This window comes from Pseudomonas sp. GW456-L13, assembly GCF_017350115.1.
In the GTDB taxonomy this organism is placed as follows: Bacteria; Pseudomonadota; Gammaproteobacteria; order Pseudomonadales; family Pseudomonadaceae; genus Aquipseudomonas; species Aquipseudomonas jessenii.
Genome location: NZ_JACNAS010000002.1, coordinates 1,499,355 through 1,517,500, shown reverse-complemented (window position 1 = coordinate 1,517,500; position 18,146 = coordinate 1,499,355). Strand labels below are relative to the sequence as shown.

The 18,146-nt window shown below is 59.7% G+C and carries 14 protein-coding genes and 2 rRNA genes (1 of these 16 only partly in view); 9 read left to right on the top strand and 7 right to left on the bottom strand.

The genetic code is table 11. The annotated features are described in order from the left end of the window. The 5 genes from J4D25_RS20975 to J4D25_RS20955 all read left to right on the top strand — a co-directional run. A 23S ribosomal RNA gene (locus tag J4D25_RS20975) occupies positions 1–1,343 on the top strand (it extends 1,549 nt beyond the left edge of the window). Positions 1,344–1,501: 158 nt separating this feature from the next. Next, positions 1,502–1,617 (top strand): 5S ribosomal RNA (gene rrf, locus J4D25_RS20970). Positions 1,618–1,764: 147 nt separating this feature from the next. Next, positions 1,765–2,424 (top strand): paraquat-inducible protein A, encoded by a 660-nt coding sequence (locus tag J4D25_RS20965; RefSeq protein WP_057713288.1) that lies wholly within the window; start codon positions 1,765–1,767, stop codon positions 2,422–2,424. Continuing rightward, positions 2,411–3,034, top strand: a complete 624-nt coding sequence (locus tag J4D25_RS20960) for a paraquat-inducible protein A (protein WP_007997011.1) — start codon at positions 2,411–2,413, stop codon at positions 3,032–3,034. Before J4D25_RS20965 ends, J4D25_RS20960 begins: the two co-directional genes overlap by 14 nt. Continuing rightward, on the top strand, positions 3,027–5,330 hold the full coding sequence (locus J4D25_RS20955; protein ID WP_057713289.1) for an intermembrane transport protein PqiB: 2,304 nt from the start codon (positions 3,027–3,029) through the stop codon (positions 5,328–5,330). Before J4D25_RS20960 ends, J4D25_RS20955 begins: the two co-directional genes overlap by 8 nt. Before the next feature lie 205 nt (positions 5,331–5,535). Here the strand turns inward: J4D25_RS20955 and mksF are convergent, their stop codons facing one another. The 3 genes from mksF to mksB are packed head-to-tail and all read right to left on the bottom strand — an operon-like array spanning position 5,536 to position 10,341. Continuing rightward, the gene (gene mksF / locus J4D25_RS20950) at positions 5,536–8,376 is read right to left on the bottom strand and encodes an Mks condensin complex protein MksF (protein ID WP_057713290.1); all 2,841 of its coding nucleotides are present in this window, start codon (positions 8,374–8,376) and stop codon (positions 5,536–5,538) included. Then, positions 8,373–9,074, bottom strand: coding sequence for an Mks condensin complex protein MksE (mksE, locus tag J4D25_RS20945; RefSeq protein ID WP_057713291.1), 702 nt, complete (start codon positions 9,072–9,074; stop codon positions 8,373–8,375). Before mksE ends, mksF begins: the two co-directional genes overlap by 4 nt. Continuing rightward, the gene (gene mksB, locus J4D25_RS20940) at positions 9,064–10,341 is read right to left on the bottom strand and encodes an Mks condensin complex protein MksB (protein ID WP_174245530.1); all 1,278 of its coding nucleotides are present in this window, start codon (positions 10,339–10,341) and stop codon (positions 9,064–9,066) included. Before mksB ends, mksE begins: the two co-directional genes overlap by 11 nt. A 219-nt stretch (positions 10,342–10,560) precedes the next feature. Here mksB and J4D25_RS20935 point away from each other — a divergent pair, with 219 nt between their 5' ends. Next, positions 10,561–11,307 carry a hypothetical protein gene (locus J4D25_RS20935; protein WP_057713293.1) on the top strand — a complete coding sequence of 249 codons (747 nt, stop codon included), beginning with the start codon at positions 10,561–10,563 and terminating at the stop codon, positions 11,305–11,307. Further along, positions 11,300–11,752 (top strand): ribosomal protein S18-alanine N-acetyltransferase, encoded by a 453-nt coding sequence (gene rimI / locus J4D25_RS20930; RefSeq protein WP_007981794.1) that lies wholly within the window; start codon positions 11,300–11,302, stop codon positions 11,750–11,752. Before J4D25_RS20935 ends, rimI begins: the two co-directional genes overlap by 8 nt. Positions 11,753–11,858: 106 nt before the next feature. On the opposite strand, the gene J4D25_RS20925 is transcribed toward rimI, so the two are convergent. Further along, on the bottom strand, positions 11,859–12,263 hold the full coding sequence (locus J4D25_RS20925; protein ID WP_057713294.1) for a hypothetical protein: 405 nt from the start codon (positions 12,261–12,263) through the stop codon (positions 11,859–11,861). A 169-nt stretch (positions 12,264–12,432) separates the two neighbouring features. Between J4D25_RS20925 and can the strand changes: the two genes are divergently transcribed. Further along, positions 12,433–13,077, top strand: a complete 645-nt coding sequence (gene can, locus J4D25_RS20920; protein WP_057713295.1) for a carbonate dehydratase — start codon at positions 12,433–12,435, stop codon at positions 13,075–13,077. A gap of 5 nt (positions 13,078–13,082) precedes the next feature. Here the strand turns inward: can and J4D25_RS20915 are convergent, their stop codons facing one another. From J4D25_RS20915 to J4D25_RS20905, 3 genes are all read right to left on the bottom strand, one after another. After that, complete coding sequence (locus J4D25_RS20915) at positions 13,083–13,607, bottom strand: hypothetical protein (RefSeq protein ID WP_057713296.1); 525 nt, start codon at positions 13,605–13,607, stop codon at positions 13,083–13,085. 144 nt (positions 13,608–13,751) lie between these two features. After that, positions 13,752–14,924 carry a hypothetical protein gene (locus tag J4D25_RS20910; protein ID WP_057713297.1) on the bottom strand — a complete coding sequence of 391 codons (1,173 nt, stop codon included), beginning with the start codon at positions 14,922–14,924 and terminating at the stop codon, positions 13,752–13,754. Positions 14,925–15,173: 249 nt separating this feature from the next. After that, positions 15,174–16,592 carry a short-chain fatty acid transporter gene (locus J4D25_RS20905; protein ID WP_057713298.1) on the bottom strand — a complete coding sequence of 473 codons (1,419 nt, stop codon included), beginning with the start codon at positions 16,590–16,592 and terminating at the stop codon, positions 15,174–15,176. Between the two features lie 203 nt (positions 16,593–16,795). Between J4D25_RS20905 and J4D25_RS20900 the strand changes: the two genes are divergently transcribed. Beyond that, entirely contained in the window at positions 16,796–18,106 is a 1,311-nt protein-coding gene (locus J4D25_RS20900) for an MFS transporter (RefSeq protein ID WP_198530229.1), read from the top strand. The last annotated feature ends 40 nt before the right edge of the window (positions 18,107–18,146 follow it).

Here is an 18,146-nt window from a genome sequence, read left to right as displayed (position 1 = left end):
TGCTTCCAAGAAAAGCTTCTAAGCTTCAGGTAACCAGGAACCGTACCCCAAACCGACACAGGTGGTTGGGTAGAGAATACCAAGGCGCTTGAGAGAACTCGGGTGAAGGAACTAGGCAAAATGGCACCGTAACTTCGGGAGAAGGTGCGCCGGTGAGGGTGAAGGACTTGCTCCGTAAGCCCACGCCGGTCGAAGATACCAGGCCGCTGCGACTGTTTATTAAAAACACAGCACTCTGCAAACACGAAAGTGGACGTATAGGGTGTGACGCCTGCCCGGTGCCGGAAGGTTAATTGATGGGGTTAGCTAACGCGAAGCTCTTGATCGAAGCCCCGGTAAACGGCGGCCGTAACTATAACGGTCCTAAGGTAGCGAAATTCCTTGTCGGGTAAGTTCCGACCTGCACGAATGGCGTAACGATGGCGGCGCTGTCTCCACCCGAGACTCAGTGAAATTGAAATCGCTGTGAAGATGCAGTGTATCCGCGGCTAGACGGAAAGACCCCGTGAACCTTTACTATAGCTTTGCACTGGACTTTGAATTTGCTTGTGTAGGATAGGTGGGAGGCTTTGAAGCGTGGACGCCAGTTCGCGTGGAGCCATCCTTGAAATACCACCCTGGCAACTTTGAGGTTCTAACTCAGGTCCGTTATCCGGATCGAGGACAGTGTATGGTGGGTAGTTTGACTGGGGCGGTCTCCTCCTAAAGAGTAACGGAGGAGTACGAAGGTGCGCTCAGACCGGTCGGAAATCGGTCGTAGAGTATAAAGGCAAAAGCGCGCTTGACTGCGAGACAGACACGTCGAGCAGGTACGAAAGTAGGTCTTAGTGATCCGGTGGTTCTGTATGGAAGGGCCATCGCTCAACGGATAAAAGGTACTCCGGGGATAACAGGCTGATACCGCCCAAGAGTTCATATCGACGGCGGTGTTTGGCACCTCGATGTCGGCTCATCACATCCTGGGGCTGAAGCCGGTCCCAAGGGTATGGCTGTTCGCCATTTAAAGTGGTACGCGAGCTGGGTTTAGAACGTCGTGAGACAGTTCGGTCCCTATCTGCCGTGGACGTTTGAGATTTGAGAGGGGCTGCTCCTAGTACGAGAGGACCGGAGTGGACGAACCTCTGGTGTTCCGGTTGTCACGCCAGTGGCATTGCCGGGTAGCTATGTTCGGAAAAGATAACCGCTGAAAGCATCTAAGCGGGAAACTTGCCTCAAGATGAGATCTCACTGGGACCTTGAGTCCCCTGAAGGGCCGTCGAAGACTACGACGTTGATAGGTTGGGTGTGTAAGCGCTGTGAGGCGTTGAGCTAACCAATACTAATTGCCCGTGAGGCTTGACCATATAACACCCAAGCAATTTGCTTACTTCGAAAGAAGCATCAGATTGCGGTGTGTGAAGACGAAAGAACCGAAAGTTCGACGCTCACAAAACACCGATTTTTATCACATACCCAATTTGCTGAAGCGAGGCCAGCCGGCCACGACTCAGTACCCGAATTTCTTGACGACCATAGAGCGTTGGAACCACCTGATCCCATCCCGAACTCAGCAGTGAAACGATGCATCGCCGATGGTAGTGTGGGGTTTCCCCATGTGAGAGTAGGTCATCGTCAAGATTAAATTCCGAAACCCCTATCTGCGTATGCAGGTAGGGGTTTTGTTTTTGTCGTAGAAAAAGCACGATCAATCAAGCACAAATTGGCGCAGTTATTTTTGTCCCGGGACACTAGAATAGGTCCAACTTTTTCAGAGTCAGAGCGCTTATGCCGGATTCGGTTGACGCCAAAGAGCTGTCAGAAATACCACTGGAAAATCTGGTTGCCTGCCATGAGTGCGACTTGCTCATGCGTAAACCCGAACTCGCCCATGGCGAAAAAGCCATGTGCCCGCGCTGTGGCTACGAGCTTTATGCCAATCGGTACAACGTCGTACAGCGCAGTCTCGCCCTTGTCATAGCCGCTTTGTTGTTGTTTATTCCGGCGAACTTTTTACCCATCATGCAGCTCAATCTACTCGGGCAGTCTTCGCAAGACACTGTCTGGAGCGGCGTTGTTGCCCTTTTTGACACGGGTATGCAAAGCGTTTCAGTGATTGTATTCCTGTGCAGCATGGGGATCCCGCTGCTCAAGCTGCTGTGCCAACTGACCGTATTGTTGAGTATCCGTTTTGATGTCGGACGCAGCTACGGCTTGCTGCTCTATCGCATTTATCACCATATACGCGAATGGGGGATGCTCGAGGTTTACTTCATGGGCGTACTGGTGGCGATCGTAAAACTGGCAGATATGGCAGCCATCACCGTAGGCCTCGGCTTGGTGTGCTTCATTGGTTTGTTGCTGATTCAAGTCTGGCTGGAGGTCGTAATGTCTCCACACCAGATCTGGCAGGCGTTATCAGGAGAGGATGCCCATGCGGGCGATTGATGCGGGCATTCTGATTTGCAAGGAATGTCATGAATTGAACAGGCAGGAAGCTGATACCGATGAGCAAGTCTGTACGCGCTGCGGGGCGCTGGTACACGCCCGCAGCCCGAATAGCCTGGTGCGCACCTGGGCATTACTGATTACCGCCGCCATTCTTTACATACCGGCCAATTTGCTGCCGATCATGACCGTGAACTCCTTGGGCAAAGGTGCGCCGAGCACGATCATGGCAGGTGTGATCGAACTGATGCACTACGGAATGTTCCCCATTGCGGCCGTGGTGTTTATCGCCAGTATCGTGGTGCCCACGTTCAAGCTGGTGGGCATCGCTCTGCTGCTGTTTTCCGTGCAGCGCCGTCAGCCCCTTTCGGCTCGCCAGCGTATATGGATGTACCGTTTCATTGAATTCATCGGCCGCTGGTCGATGCTCGATATCTTTGTGATTGCCATCCTCGTGGCGGTCGTGAATTTTGGCCGGCTTGCCAGCATTGAAGCCAATCTTGGCGCCATCGCTTTCGCCACGGTGGTGATTCTGACGATGCTTGCCGCGGTAACTTTTGATCCCCGACTGATTTGGGATAACACGGAGTCGGACGACGACCATGACTGATTTGCCTGTAGCGAAAACCCGACCGGCTTCGAACTGGTCTGCCATTTGGGTGTTGCCCCTGATCGCCTTGATCATCGGCGGCTGGCTCGGCTGGCGTGCCTATAACGAGACCGGTATCGAGATTCAGGTGCGTTTTGAGAGCGGCGAGGGCATTCAGGCCAACAAGACCGAAGTTGTCTATAAAGGCATGTCGGTCGGTAAGGTCAAAAGTCTCAAGCTCGACGACGAAGGCAGTTCCAAAGGCGTGATCGCCAGCATCGAAATGAACAAGGACGTAGAGCCATACCTGCGAACCAGCACGCGTTTCTGGCTGGTCAAGCCGAGCGTGACGCTGGCAGGGATTACCGGTCTCGAGACGCTGGTTTCAGGTAACTATGTCGCCATCAGCCCGGGGGAAGGCGAGCCGGTCCGCAAGTTCAAGGCCCTGGCCCAGGAACCGCCGCTCTCCGATGCCCAGCCCGGTCTGCACTTGACTATCAAGGCCGACCGCCTGGGCTCGCTGAACCGTGGCAGTCCGGTGTTTTACAAACAGATCAAAGTGGGCCAGATCAAAAGCTATGTATTGTCCGAGGACCAGAACACTGTCGAGCTCAAGGTCTTCATTGAGCCGACTTACGCCAAACTGGTGCGCAAACACACACGTTTCTGGAATGCCAGCGGCATCAGCATCGACGCCAATCTGTCGGGTGTGAAGGTCCGCAGTGAGTCCCTGGCCAGCATCGTCGCCGGTGGTATTGCGTTCGCCACACCCGAAAACCGAAAGGACAGTCCGCCTACCGATCCGAGCCTGCCGTTCAGACTCTATGAAGACTTTGACGCCGCCGCCGCCGGTATCCGGGTGAAGGTCAAGCTCAGTGATTTCGACGGCTTGCAGGCCGGTCGCACACCGGTGATGTACAAGGGTATTCAGGTGGGCAGCCTGAAAACGCTGAAGGTCGATGCGGATCTGTCTGGCGCAACCGCCGAGTTGACGATGGACCCATTGGCCGAGGATTACCTGGTCGAAGGCACCCAGTTCTGGGTGGTCAAGCCGTCGATTTCCCTGGCGGGGATTACCGGCCTCGAAGCGTTGGTCAAAGGCAACTACATCGCTGTGCGGCCTGGCGACAAGGGTTCGGCGCCACAGCGGGAGTTTGTAGCCCGGGCCAAGGCACCGCCGCTGGATCTGCGTGCACCGGGCCTGCACCTTGTTTTGTTCACGGAAAACCTCGGTTCGCTGGAAGTCGGCAGCCCGGTTCTCTACAAGCAGGTCAAAGTCGGCTCCGTACAGAGCTATCAGTTCTCCCGCAAAAAGAAACAACTGATCATTGGCGTGCACATCGAGAAGGAATATGAAGGCCTGGTCAACGCCTCGACGCGCTTCTGGAACGCCAGTGGCATCACCCTCACGGGCGGACTGACCGGCGGGGTCCAGGTTAAAAGCGAGTCATTGCAAAGCTTGATGGCCGGCGGCATTGCCTTCGAGACCCCGCAGGACAACGCCCCGTTGCAGAAGCGTATTCCACGTTTCCGTCTGTTCGCGAACCATGAAGACGCTACGCAGAAGGGCGAAGTCATCACGCTCAAGCTCGATCGCGCTGATGGCCTGCGTACCGGCACTCCGATTCGTTTCAAGGGGCTGGATGTCGGCAAGGTGGAGGATGTTGATCTCAGCGAGGACCTGCAATCGGTGCTGTTGACCGCGCGGATTACCGAAGTGCCAGAGCGCATTGCCCGGGTCGGCAGTCAGTTCTGGGTGGTCAAGCCTGAACTGGGCCTGATCAAGACGTCCAACCTCGAAACCCTGGTGACCGGGCAATACATCGAGGTACAACCGGCGCCGAAGAACCTGGGACCGCAGAAGAACTTTGTCGTTTTGGCCGCCGCGCCCGAAACTGCCAAGCAGGAAGCGGGATTGAGTCTGGTGCTGAGCGCGGCACGTCGCGGTTCGCTGAAGGCCGGCGTGCCGGTGACGTATCGCGAAATCACCGTGGGCAAGGTGACCGGTTATGAACTGGGCCAGACCGCTGATCGCGTGCTGATCCATATCCTGATCGAGCCGAAGTACGCGCCATTGGTACGCAGCGGTACACGATTCTGGAACACCAGCGGTTTCGACTTCGATGTCGGCCTGTTCAAAGGTGCAACGGTGCGTACTGAATCACTGGAGACGATGATTCAGGGCGGTGTCGCCTTTGCCACGCCGGATGGCGAGCGCATGGGTAGCCCGGCGCGACCGGAGCAGACGTTCGCGCTGTTCGACAAGTTCGAAGAGGAGTGGCTGGGCTGGGCGCCGAAGATTTCACTCGGTAAGTAGTTTTCTGGCGTCTGTGATGACGCCTTCGCGGGCAAACCCGCTCCCACAGGGGGGGCTGGGTTGTTCCTGAAGATATGCGATCAAATGTAGGAGCGGGCTTGCCCGCGAAGAGGCTCTGAAGTTCACTGCAAAGCTAAATGACACACCTATGAAAAAGGCCGCGATCCATTGGACCGCGGCCTTTTTATTGCCTTCGATTCAAGCCTCAGACCGCATCCAGCTCCGGTTCATCCGCTTGTTCGTTGATCGTCGCCCTTACCTGATCGTGACGACGGATGTACTTCCAGTCCGCCTCATCGATGTAGATACCGGCCGGGCCGCTGCCACCTTCCAGGTCGATGGCGACACTGGCGCAGACCTGCGGCTTCACGCTCGCCAGGATCGGCACGAAGCCCAGTTGCAGGCTGGTTTCCAGCAATGCGGCCTGGTTCTTCTCATCGATGTCCGCCGCCTCGTCGAGGTAGTACGGCAGGCGCACGCGACCTGCCTGGTCACGGTCCATCAAGTGCAGCAACAAGTACATGTTGGTCAGCGCCTTGATGGTCATGGTGGTGCCGTTGGACGCCGCGCCGTCGATGTCGGTGTGGATCACCGGTTGGCCGTTGACCTTGGTGATCTCGAACGCCAGTTCGAACAAGTCCTTGAGGCCGAGCTGGTTGTGGTTGGCCGCCACCAGCCGCGCCAGGTATTCCTTGGCCTCTTCGTTCTTGTTGTCCTGCTCGGCACTTTGGCTCAGATCGAAGACCGACAGGGTTTCGCCTTCTTCGTACTGACCTGCGCTGTGAATGATCTGGTCGATGTGCTTGAGCGCTTCCTTGTTCGGTGCGAGCACGATGCGGAAGCTTTGCAGGTTGGAGACCTGGCGTTTGTTGATCTCGCGGTTGAACAGTGCCAGTTGGTGTTCGAGGCTGTCATAGTCGCTGCGGATGTTGCGCAGGGTCCGGGCGATGTCTGTCACGGCGGCACGGCGAGCCTTGCCCAGGGTCAGGGCTTCGTCGGTACGGTGCGCATAGGCGTTGATCAGCAGTTGCAGGCGACGCTCCATATCGTCTTCGCTGTCGAACTTGGCCACGCCCTTGAGGCGTACCTGGGCGTACAGCGCTTCGATCTGGCCGTCGGCCCGCAGCAGGCCTTGCCAGCTGTCCTGATAGTCGTTGAGCAGTGGCAGCAGGTTGTCCATGGAATCGTCGATCGGGTCCATGAACGGTGTGCCGAACGGCAGGTCCGCCGGCAACAACTGGCGACGGCGCAGGGCGTCGTCGAGGGTGCGTTGCTTGGCTTCCATGTCGCCGATCTGCCGGCCGACCAGTTGCAGCTTGGCCGACAGTTGCTGGACGCGCTCGGTGAAGGCATCGCTGGAACGCTTCAATTCGTCCTGTGCGGCTTCCATCTGTGCCATCTGTTCCAGCTTGTCGCCTTCCTCGGCGCTCAGGGTTTGCGCGCGACGGAAATCTTCCAGGGCTTTCTGAGCATCCAGCACTTGCTGGTACAGCACTTCAGTCTGGGTCTTGCTCGCGGCGCGGTCGGCCGCCACGGCCTGCTGGGTCTTCAGTTGCTTGAGTTCTTTGTCCAGGCGCTCCTTCTGGTCGCGCAGGGCTGCGCGGTCAGCCAGGGCCTGCAGCGCCGGTGGTTCGATGTGCGAGATGTCGATGGACAGGCCCGGCACTTCGAAGCGTTCGCCTTTGAAACCGTCGAGGATCAGCTCCACGGATTTGACCCACTCGCCGTCGTCGTCGAGGGTGATCCCGTGTTCACCCAGCGGCAGGCTGAACAGTGCGCTGTTGAACAGGCGCATCAGGCGTTCGACGTCTTGCTGCGAGAATTCTTCACGCAGACGGGCGTAGCTGTTGTTGTCGGCGTGATCGAGCTGCTGCTTGACCGACTTCAGGCGTTTTTCCAGGTCGCGCAGGCGCTCGTCCAGGTCTTCCGCGCTGAACTGGCGGGACTGTGCCAGCGCACCGGCCAGTTCATCGTGAGCGTCCTTGGCGGCCAGCAGCTGCTGCTCCAGCACCTTGACGTCATCGACCAGGGCAAAGCGATGCTTGAGCACCGACAATTCGCCGAGCCAGCGCTGGATGCCGGTGATTTCCCGTTCCAGACGCATCAGTTCCTGGGTGCCACCGCGCTGGTCGTTTTGCAGGGCATCCTGCTCGTTGCGGTAGTGCTCGGCCTGAATGGTCAGCTCTTCCTTGCGCGCACTGGCGTAATCCGACCAGGTGCCCAGCAGCGAGTCGAGCAGCGGCGAGATCCGGTGCAGTTTGCCGCGCAGGATGTCGCGTTGCTTCACGCCGTTGGCCAGGGCTTCGACCAAGGGGCCGGCGGCGACCAGCGAGTTGTAGTCCTGCTCCATGCGTCGTACATCGCGGAACGCTTCTTCGCACGCGGCAATGTAATCGACGCTGCCGGAACGCAGGCTGTGCTCGAAGGCGTCGAGGAACAGTTGCTTGAGCTTGGCCGCGGTGATTTCGCGCATGTGCAGCAGGTTGATGAACAGCGCACGGAAGGTCTTCAGGCTTTGCTCGCTGGTGGAACGCAGCGGGATCAGCGTCAGGTCCAGCGGGATCGAGGTGTGGCCACCGACCAGCAAACGGCGCAGTTCATCCGGCTTGAGTTCGTAGGCTTTCAGGCCTTCACGCTCAAGGTTGGTGAACAGTTCTTTCTGGCGCAGGCAGGTGTCGTTTTTCTGGTAGTGGGCCAGGTCCAGTTTGCCGGCATAGGCAAAGAACTGGTGACCGAAGCCGCCGCCCGGGCCGCGGCCGACCACACCGATCACGTGGGGGCCGTGGGGCAGGTTCACCTCTACCAGGATGTAGCTGGTGTCCGAGGCGAAGTAGAAGCGCCGGGACTGCTCCAGGCTGTACTTGCCGAAGCTCATGTCCGACATGCGCGCCAGGATCGGGAACTGCAGGGCGTTGATCGAGGCGGATTTACCCAGGTTGTTGGCGCCGTATACCGATAGCGGCTCTTCCAGCGGGAACAGGCCGAGGCTGTAGCCGGCGGTGTTTAAAAGGGCAAAGCGGCGGATGCCGTAACGTTCCTTGCTCATGCGTCGAGCTCCTGTTCTTCGGCGATGGCGCGGGCCATCGCGTCTTCTTCGCTTTCGTCTTCAAAACCCGCGAGGTCGAGCGGGTCATCGGTCTGCAACAGCTTTTCGTCGCTGTCTTCGTCGATCAGCACCGGCACCGGCAACGGCAGGACACTGTGCAGGCTGGCGGCCAGGTCGCGGTCCTGCTGCACCGACAGGCACACATCGAGGAAACGGTGCATCGGTGGCAGGAAACGGTAGACGCCGTTCTCTTCGCTGGCGAAACCGAGCTGGGTCATGCGGCGCATGATCTTTTCTTCGAGCTCGTCCTGGGTCTGCACTTCGGCCTGGATGAACAGGTCGCGGTACTTTTCCAGCAGCGACGGCAATTCATCGCGACCGAGGCTGCCGCCGTCGAGCACGGCGATCGGGTCGCGGCCCTGATCGGCCAGGTGCTCGACGAGGATAAAGGTGAACAACGCCAGACGCTGGGCAGTCTTGTTCACCGCCGCCGCCGCGAGGTCCGGCACGAAGTAGTAGAAGCCACGGGTGTCGCAGACCAGTTCAAAGCCCAGGGCCTTGAACAGCGTGCGGTACTGGTCCTGGAAGTTCGACAACTGTGCGTACAGCTCCGGATCGCGGCGGCTGACGTGATAACCCTTGAACAGCTCGCGAAAGATCGGCGCCAGCTGGGACAGTTCGGATAGATCAAGATGCATAGGGAGTGCTCGCAGAATCCTCGGCGGCGGTGTCGCTGACCGAGAGCAGGGCGAAGGAGCGCAGGCTGACCTGGTGCTCGTGAGTATGGTATTCGCGACGTTCCAGGCGCTCGCGCTTGAAGCGTTTTTCCCGCGACAGGCGCGAGAACCAGTACAACAGTTCGTCGGTGGCACCGTCCGGTTCCTGCTCCAGCAGCCAGGTCATCAGGTCCGGCATCGGCAGGGCGTCTTCGCAGCGTTCGAGCATTTCCCGAACGGTGCGTGGCGCCCGTGGCGCTTCGCCTTTCTGGGTCTTGTGAGCCTTGGGGAAGCGCGCCGGTTTCGGTTCGAAGCGGGCCAGGGCATACACGTAGGCTTCGACCTGGCTGGCACTGCCGAGGAAGGTGCTCTGTGGGCGAGTGAACATCGGCATCGCCGCTTGCGGCACGGCGTCGATGCCTTTGCGGCGGATCATCGACAGGGCCAATGCGGCGCCACGGGTCACGGCGTTGTGCCGGCGCGCTTCTTCGCGCAGCGGCAGCAGCAGCTCGCGGGCGTGACGCAGGGTCAGCTGGGCGCTGGTCTGCATTTCGAGGATGCGCGCGTGGGTGCGCAGCAACATGTCGTCGTCGACCAGGTGGCCGAGGCGCTGCTGTTCGCTGAGCATCTTCAGCAGGACGGTTTCGACCTTGCGCACGCCTTGTTCGAAGGCGCCGTCGGCGTTCACCAGATCAATCATCGGCTCGACGTATTCGTCCCAGGTCGCCAGCACTTCGGCGTAACGCTGGCGCAACGGAATCTGCCGGTCGCTGGTTTTCGCCCGTTCGGCGACGGCCACCAGTGCCTGTTCGTCGTTATCGAGTTTTTTCAGCACGTCACGCACGCGCATGTCGAGCAGGCGCAATTGGCGGGCGAGGTCGTTGCCGTCGCGGATATCGAATGCGTCCTGGATGTAACCGGCCAGACGCTCGAGGTGGCGCAGGTAGGCTTCGATCTCCAGGCACAGGCCCAGACGGTGTTCACGGCGCAGATAGGCGAGAAAGTCGTGAATCTGCGCATTGAGCTCGAAACGGTTCGGGCTTTTGGCCACGGGAACCAGTATGTCGAGGCGAATCCACACATCCAGCAGGCTGGTGATGTCCTGCGGCGTACTGTCGAGTTGCTGGGCGGCCAGTTGCGTGCGCAGTTCGTTCAGGCTCAGTGTGCCTTGGTCGAAGTGCTCGCACAGTGGCTCCAGAAGTGCCCAGTGTTCAGCGAGGGCGCGCAAGACGCGCTTGGGTTCGATCATCGGAATGGCCGGCTGGTTGGCGATTAAAAGCCGCGATTGTACTGCATCGGGGGCAATGCGATTCACTCTCGGGACGGACTGTCGCCTTCTTTTCGGTAAGGTGCATCGATCAACTGCGGGCGATCTTCAGCGAACGGCGGTAGAATCAGCGCACTTTAGTTATCCACAAGTGGCCGACCTTTGCTTATCGAGTCCCGTCGTCGCGCTTATCTGGCCGCCATGCAGGTGGTCAACTGGCTGCCGCGCACCGAATTGCCCTTTGCCGCGCCGTCGCGGCCCGAGCTGCTCGAGATTCCCGAGCCGGTTGTGGTCGCGCCTGTCGTGCCCGCTGTTGTGGCCGATACGCCCGTGGCGCCTGTGGCCAAGCCGGCCGAGCGGGTGAAGATCGAGGTGCCACGGCCATCGCTGGCCAGCACCCGCACCGGCGCGAAACCGGTGGAAGAGGCCGAAGAGACGCCAGCCGTGGTCAAGGCACCCATCGTGCCGCCCCCGCGTTTCGCCCTGCAATTATTGCGGGCCGGGCGTTGCCTGCTGCTGGTGGAGTTACCCACAGGTGAATCCTTCCAGACTCGCGATCCTGCCTACCTGCTGCTCAAGGACATGCTGCGCGCCGCCGGTCTGCCGGACAGTCCGCAGATCGTCGGTGAGCCGGTGCGTTGGCCGTTGTTGGTGCGTGGCACGATGGATCAGGGCCCGGAAGCGGCCCGCGACTTCGTGCAAGGTTTTCTCTCGGTGCGCATGGAAGAAACGCCCTGCGCCTGCTTGTGGCTGATCGGCTTGCCTGCGGTGCGATTTGCCGGCGAAGCGGATGCCGAGGCGTTCAATCGCGAATTGCAGATCGAAGGCCTGGGCTCGGCCTGGGCGGTGCCGGGCCTGGAATTATTAATGGAAGAGCCACAGCGTAAGGCTGATGTCTGGCAAGCCATGCGTCGGCTGATGGCGCGCTGGAAAGAATCGAATGAGTGACGCTGTATCGTTTCGCCCGATGACCGAGGCGGACCTGGAAGCTGTACTGAAAATCGAATATGCGGCCTATAGCCATCCCTGGACCCGCGGGATTTTCCTCGATGGCCTGGGCAAGTATCAGATCTGGCTGATGTTCGAAGGTCAGCAACAGGTCGGCCACGGTGTGGTGCAGATCATCCTCGACGAGGCGCACCTGCTGAACATTACGGTCAAGCCGGAAAACCAGGGCCGGGGCCTGGGACTGACATTGCTTGAGCATTTGATGTCGATCGCCTACAAGGCAGACGCCCGGGAGTGTTTCCTGGAAGTGCGCGACAGCAATACCGCGGCGTTCAAGCTGTATGAGCGATATGGTTTCAACGAGATCGGCCGGCGACGGGATTACTACCCGGCGGTGGGCGGGCGCGAAGATGCGGTGGTCATGGCCTGCACTTTGGTGGATTGAGCTTCAAAAGCTTCGCGAGCAGGCTCGCTCCCACAGAGATTTGTGTCGTACATAAAACCTGTGGGAGCGAGCCTGCTCGCGATGGCGATCTTTCAGACACTGAAGATCAGCGCTTGCCGTCCATCGGATCGCGCTGAGCCAGTTCAGCCTCATCCAGGCCATTGCCACCGCCGATATCGTCCTCGTCGACGATGCTCAGGTCCCAATCCGCACGGCTATCATTGCCCGCCTCATGGGCATCCCGGGCGCCGTCCTCACGGATCAGGGTTTCCGGGCTCAAGTCGTCATCGGTAGGTTGATGGTCACCGGTCGAGGCAGCGGTCAGGCCCGCTTCACTTCCGCGCTTGCGCGACAGCAGTCGCTCGCGCTCCTTTTCCGGCAGTTCGTCACCGATTCTGGTGCTGGGTTCTTCAGCGTCGAAATCCAGCTCACGCACCGAGCCCATGCGGTCTTCGTTGTCATCGACGGGTTCCGGTTGCACCGCATCGTACGGACGTCGTGAATCATTCATGGCAATTCCTCATACTGTAGTCCCTACTACGGTTGACCCCCGTGGCTACCGAGAATTCCACCGGCATGGAGCCCCGTGTTCCGGATCAGGAGAGCATCTGCATTTTCGCGCGTGACCCCGACGGACGGTTGTCAGTCAAAGCTGCGCATCATTCTTGAGGCTTCAAAGCATGAACGAATTACAAGATCTGATTGATAACAACGAGCGTTGGGCCGCTGCGATCAAGGAGGAAGATCCTGACTTCTTCGCCAAGCTGGCTCGCCAACAGACCCCAGAGTTCCTGTGGATCGGTTGTTCCGACGCCCGGGTGCCGGCCAACGAGATCGTCGGCATGCTGCCGGGCGATCTGTTCGTACACCGTAATGTGGCCAACGTCGTGCTGCACACCGACCTCAACTGCCTGTCGGTGATTCAGTACGCGGTCGATGTACTGAAGGTCAAACACATCCTTGTCACCGGCCACTATGGTTGCGGCGGTGTGCGCGCTTCGATGCAGGATCGCCAGTTCGGCCTGATCGACGGCTGGCTGCGTTCGATTCGCGATCTCTACTACGAGAAGCGCGAAGAGCTGGCCAAACTGGCCACCGAAGAGGAACAGGTCGACCGCCTCTGCGAACTCAACGTGATTCAGCAAGTGGCCAACGTCGCCCATACCAGCATTGTGCAAAATGCCTGGCACCGCGGGCAGAGCCTGTCGGTCCACGGTTGCATCTACGGCATCAAGGACGGTCGCTGGAAAAGCCTGAACACCACCATCAGCGGCTTCGAGCAACTGCCGCCGCAGTACCGCCTGCGTCCGGTCGACCCTCAGTAATACCGTCAATAATGACGTTGCCGACGCCAGCGTTGCAGAAACGCCTGGCCGTCGGCGTTTGGCGACTCGTCGTAGCCGGTAATCCAGCCACGGCACTCGTATGAGCCGCACTGGCAGGCAAATTGGCGTTGCAGTTTGTCTTCGGTGGCGGCGAAGTCCATGGTCAGCCAGTCCCCCTTGCTGATGTCCTTCAGCGCCCATAACCACAACTCGCTCAAGTCCAGAAAGACATTGGGGTCGCAGGAGTGTCGCAACAGTCCGCAGAAGCGCGGGTCGTAGACGTGTATGCCCGGGGCGAGCTGGCGGGTATGCCGGCAGCGGTAGGGCAGCAAATGCCCCGACGCCCGGCAGATACGGGTGATTCGCGGGAATTCGCGCCGTGCGGCAATACCCGTGGCTTCGCCCTTGGCGTTTTCAATGATTTCGAAGTCGGCCAGGGAAGGAAATCCCAGGCGAACGGGCAGCTCCGAAAAGGGGTAAACACCTTGCGGCGGTTGTGGGCGCTTTCGTTGAGGGGCGTGAGCTTTCATAACAATCCCTGTCTGCTGGGTGCTGCGACTTCCTTGCACCGACGGTCCTGTCAGCACAGCAGCACATGGGTTCAGCCCAAGCCTCTCGCAGATACCACGGGCGGTCTACTGTCATAAGTGACAGATTTTTCGCCGTTCATCGGGTTACAGCGGCGGAGCAGGTTTCGCCGTGGCTGGCGCCGGAGCCTTGAGCTGCTTGAGCTGGGACACGATCGAAGCTGTCGCGCATTTGCCCACAGCCTGTTGGGGCGACAGGTTGCGGATCGAGGTGTAGAACAGCTCGCAGGTTTTTTCTTTCTGGGCCACTTGCCAGGTTTGCCTGCAGGTATTGAGCTCAACGTCCGGATTGCTGTCCGGTTGGCGGCCCATGGCGGCCTGCCAGCACGCAGCACTCAAATCCTGACCCATGACTTTCAGGCCTGCCGCATCGGCCTTGGCCTGGGCGTCACTGCCGGTGTAGCTTGCCGGATCGGCGGCATACCAAATGTAGCTCGGATGGTTGGAGCCCAGCACGGGGACTTTCACGCCGTTGTCCGGGGTGATCTGGACCAGGCCCAACACGTTCACCGTCTGCCCGTATTGCTCTTTGATCCAGTTACGCACCGGTGCGCCGAAGGCGACCATCGGCAGGGCTGCGCCGCTGGCGTTCAGGCTGACTTCCTTGACCATGGTGGTCTGGTAATCCTTGAAGTAGCCGTAGACGCCTTCGAGGTCTTTGCCCGCGTTGGACGGCGCGGCAATCGGGGCGATGTCGATGATTGTCTGGTAGCCCGGTGTCTGCCCGGCCGGGATGCCGTTGGCAGTCAGCAGCGTGGCCCAGCGATCCGTAGTGGCGGACCTCAGGTAATCCTGGGCCTGGGTCAGCGAATAGTCTGGCGGGAAGTGCAGCAGTTCGACGCTTTTGCGATTTTCCAGGGCCATACCCAACGGCAGGAACAGGTACCAGCTATACGCCCACTTGCCATCGGCATTCAGTTTGCTGGCGCCGTTGTAGGCCAGGTCACCGGCGTCGAGCAGCGCGGCCAGAGGCTTTTCATAGCCGTTGGGTACGCCGCTGATTTCGGCATAAAGCTGATTGTTATCGGTCTTGATCAGAACCTTCGCTCCGGTGTAGCCATCACGCTGCACGCTTTGGGTCAGGTAATGCTCGACGGTCTGTTCAAGTGTCCAGTTGCGAAAGCAGATCACGTTGCAGTTGTTGGGATAGGCGAAGAGACGGGTAACGCGTTCGGTACTGCCCAGTTTCAGGGCGACATCGGCGTGGGCAGCGGCGCTCAGGGTGAGGGCCGCGAGAGTCAGTCCTGCAAGTTTTAGCATGCTCAGATCCTTTTCAGCGTGGTTTCCCGTTGGCGTGGGTGCTACATACTGAAACCGCAGGCGGCGGTTGGTCTAGAGGGGGGAGGTAAAAAGCTGTCAGGCAACGTGCACTCTCAATGTGGGAGAAACCACAGTGGGAGCGGGTTTGCTCGCGATGGCGTCGGCACATTCAGTATCAATATGTCAGTGACATTGTCATCGCGAGCAAGCTCGCTCCCACAGGGTTCTATGTCATCACCACCATTTGGGTCACGGCATCACCGGCGGCGTATACGTCAGCGTCGTGCCCAGTGCCCACAGCAAAAACAGCACCAGTGGCGTGTGCACCAGCAACTGCACGAACGAGAAACCGATCAGGTCCCGCGCCTTCAACCCCAGTACGCCCAGCAACGGCAGCATGTAGAACGGATTGATCAGGTTCGGCAAGGCTTCGGCGGCGTTGTAGATCTGTACGGCCCAGCCCAGGTGATAGTTCAGGTCATTGGCCACCTGCATCACGTACGGCGCTTCGATGATCCACTTGCCGCCGCCGGACGGAATGAAGAAGCCGAGGATCGCCGAGTACACACCCATCAGCAGGGCATAGGTGTCGTGGGAGGCAATGCTGACGAAAAAGGTCGAGATGTGGTGCGCCAGGGTCTGCGCATCGGCACCCTTGACCGTAGTCATCAGCGCGGCGATCGAGCCGTACAGCGGGAACTGGATCAACACACCGGTGGTGGTCGGTACCGCACGGGACACGGCATCCAGAAAGCTGCGCGGACGCCAGTGCAGCAGCGCACCCAGCATGATGAACAGGAAGTTGTAGGTGTTCAGCCCGGAAATCGCGCTGATGGCCGGTTTGGTCGAGAACTCATGGAACAGCCATCCGGCTGCCAGCAGCACCAGCAGAATCGTCAGCAGCGGGCTATGTTCCAGCCATTCGCCGGGGCGGGTGCGTGGTTGCAGCGGTGGCAGGTTGAAGCTTGGGTCGATCCCGCAGGCGTTGGCGTCTCGCGCGGAGTTCGGGCCGGGGGCGGTGGCGTAGGCAACGATCAGTGAAACGATGATCAGAGCCAGCAACATCACACCGGACTGCCAAAGAAAGATCGTCTGGGTGAAAGGGATCACCCCGGTGATCGACAGGATCGACGGCGGCAGGCTGGCCGGGTTGGCCTGCAATTGCGCAGCGGACGATGACAGGCCCAGGGCCCAAACCGCGCCGAGACCCAGGTAGACAGCTGCACCGGCGGCGCGATAGTCCATCTTCAGATCGGTTCTGCGGGCCAGAGCGCGCACCAGCAAACCGCCGAACACCAGCGACAGACCCCAGTTCAGCAGCGAAGCAACCATGGAAATCAGCGCCACCCAGGCCACGGCGGAGCGGCCGTTTTTCGGGATTTTCGCCAGGCGGTCGATCAGCTTCACCGCCGGTGGCGAACTGGCGACCACGTAACCACCGATTACTACGAACGCCATCTGCATGGTGAACGGGATCAGGCTCCAGAAGCCGTCACCGAACGCCACCGCGGCATCGGTGGGCTTGGCACCCATCGCCATGGTGGCCAGGGCCACGATAATCACCGCCAGGGCAGCAAACACCCAAGAGTCGGGAAACCAGCGTTCGGCAAAACTTGAACAGCGCAGGGCAAAGCGGGCGGAGCGGCTATCTTCGATATCAGCGGCCACGGGGGGGTACCTCGGATTTATTATGTTTGTAGTGGTCTTCGGGGCAGTAACCGCCCGTCTGGACAGGCGCCAACATTAATTCAAGCCGAGGACTTTTGCGGGGCTGTTTCGTGGCTATGGGACTTTGGTCTAACGGGTTGTCCGCCGGTGCATTTGCGTAGACCATGGGCGCCTTGGTTTTTGCCTGTGCCAGAGTTCTTTTCATGACTAACACCGATTCGCTCCCGAAGCCGTTCAGCCGCTCGGACTACAAGACCCTGGGGCTCGCCGCTCTCGGCGGGGCGCTGGAAATCTACGACTTCATCATCTTCGTGTTTTTCGCCCTGACCCTCAGCCAGTTGTTCTTCCCGCCGGAAATGCCCGAGTGGCTTCGATTACTGCAAAGCTTCGGGATCTTCGTCACCGGTTACCTGGCGCGACCGTTGGGGGGCATCCTGATGGCGCACTTCGCCGACCGTCTGGGGCGAAAGAAAGTCTTCAGCCTGAGCATCCTGATGATGGCGTTGCCCTGTCTGCTGATCGGGATCATGCCGACCTACGCGCAAATCGGCTATTTCGCACCCTTGCTGCTGTTGGCCCTGCGCATCCTCCAGGGCGCGGCGGTGGGCGGTGAGGTACCCAGTGCCTGGGTATTCGTCGCCGAGCACGCACCCATTGCCCACCGCGGCTATGCCTTGGGCTTCTTGCAGGCGGGGCTGACCTTCGGCTATTTGATCGGGGCATTGACCGCGACCTTCCTGGCGCAGGCGTTCACTGCGGCGGAAATCCTCGATTACGCCTGGCGTTATCCCTTCCTGTTGGGCGGCGTGTTTGGGGTGATTGGCGTGTGGCTGCGTCGCTGGCTCAGCGAAACCCCAGTGTTCACGGCCATGCAGGCGCAGCGCGAGGCGGCTGGCGAACTGCCGCTGCGTACGGTCTTGCGCGAGCATCGCCTGGCCATTTTGCCGGCGATGATTCTCACTTGTGTGCTGACCTCGGCCGTGGTGGTGTTCGTGGTCATCACCCCGACCATGATGCAGAAAACCTTTGGTATGACCGCCAGTCGTACCTTCGCCTTGAGCGCGCTGGGCATCGTGTTCCTGAACATCGGCTGCGTGCTCGCCGGGCTGCTGGTCGATCGCATCGGCGCCTGGCGCACGGTGATGCTCTATAGCCTGCTGCTGCCGCTGGGCATCGGCGTGCTGTATGCCTGCCTGATCATGGGCGGCGACTGGAGCGGCCTGGCCTACGCGGTGGCCGGGCTGTCCTGCGGGGTAGTTGGCGCGGTGCCATCGGTGATGGTCAGCCTGTTCCCGGCGCGGATTCGCGTTTCGGGGATCTCGTTCACCTACAACATTGCCTATGCCGCATGGGCGAGTGTCACACCGCTGTTGTTGATCGGTCTGATGCCATGGAGCCCATGGATCTGCGTGATGTTCAGTGCGGTGATGGGCGCGGTGGGCATGGGCAGTGCGGCGTACTTCGGTGCGCGGATGCCGAGAATCTCAGGCTGTCCTGCGGCTGGCGCGCATTGATCGGACATGTCGTAACTATTTTTTGTAGGACAAGCCTGAA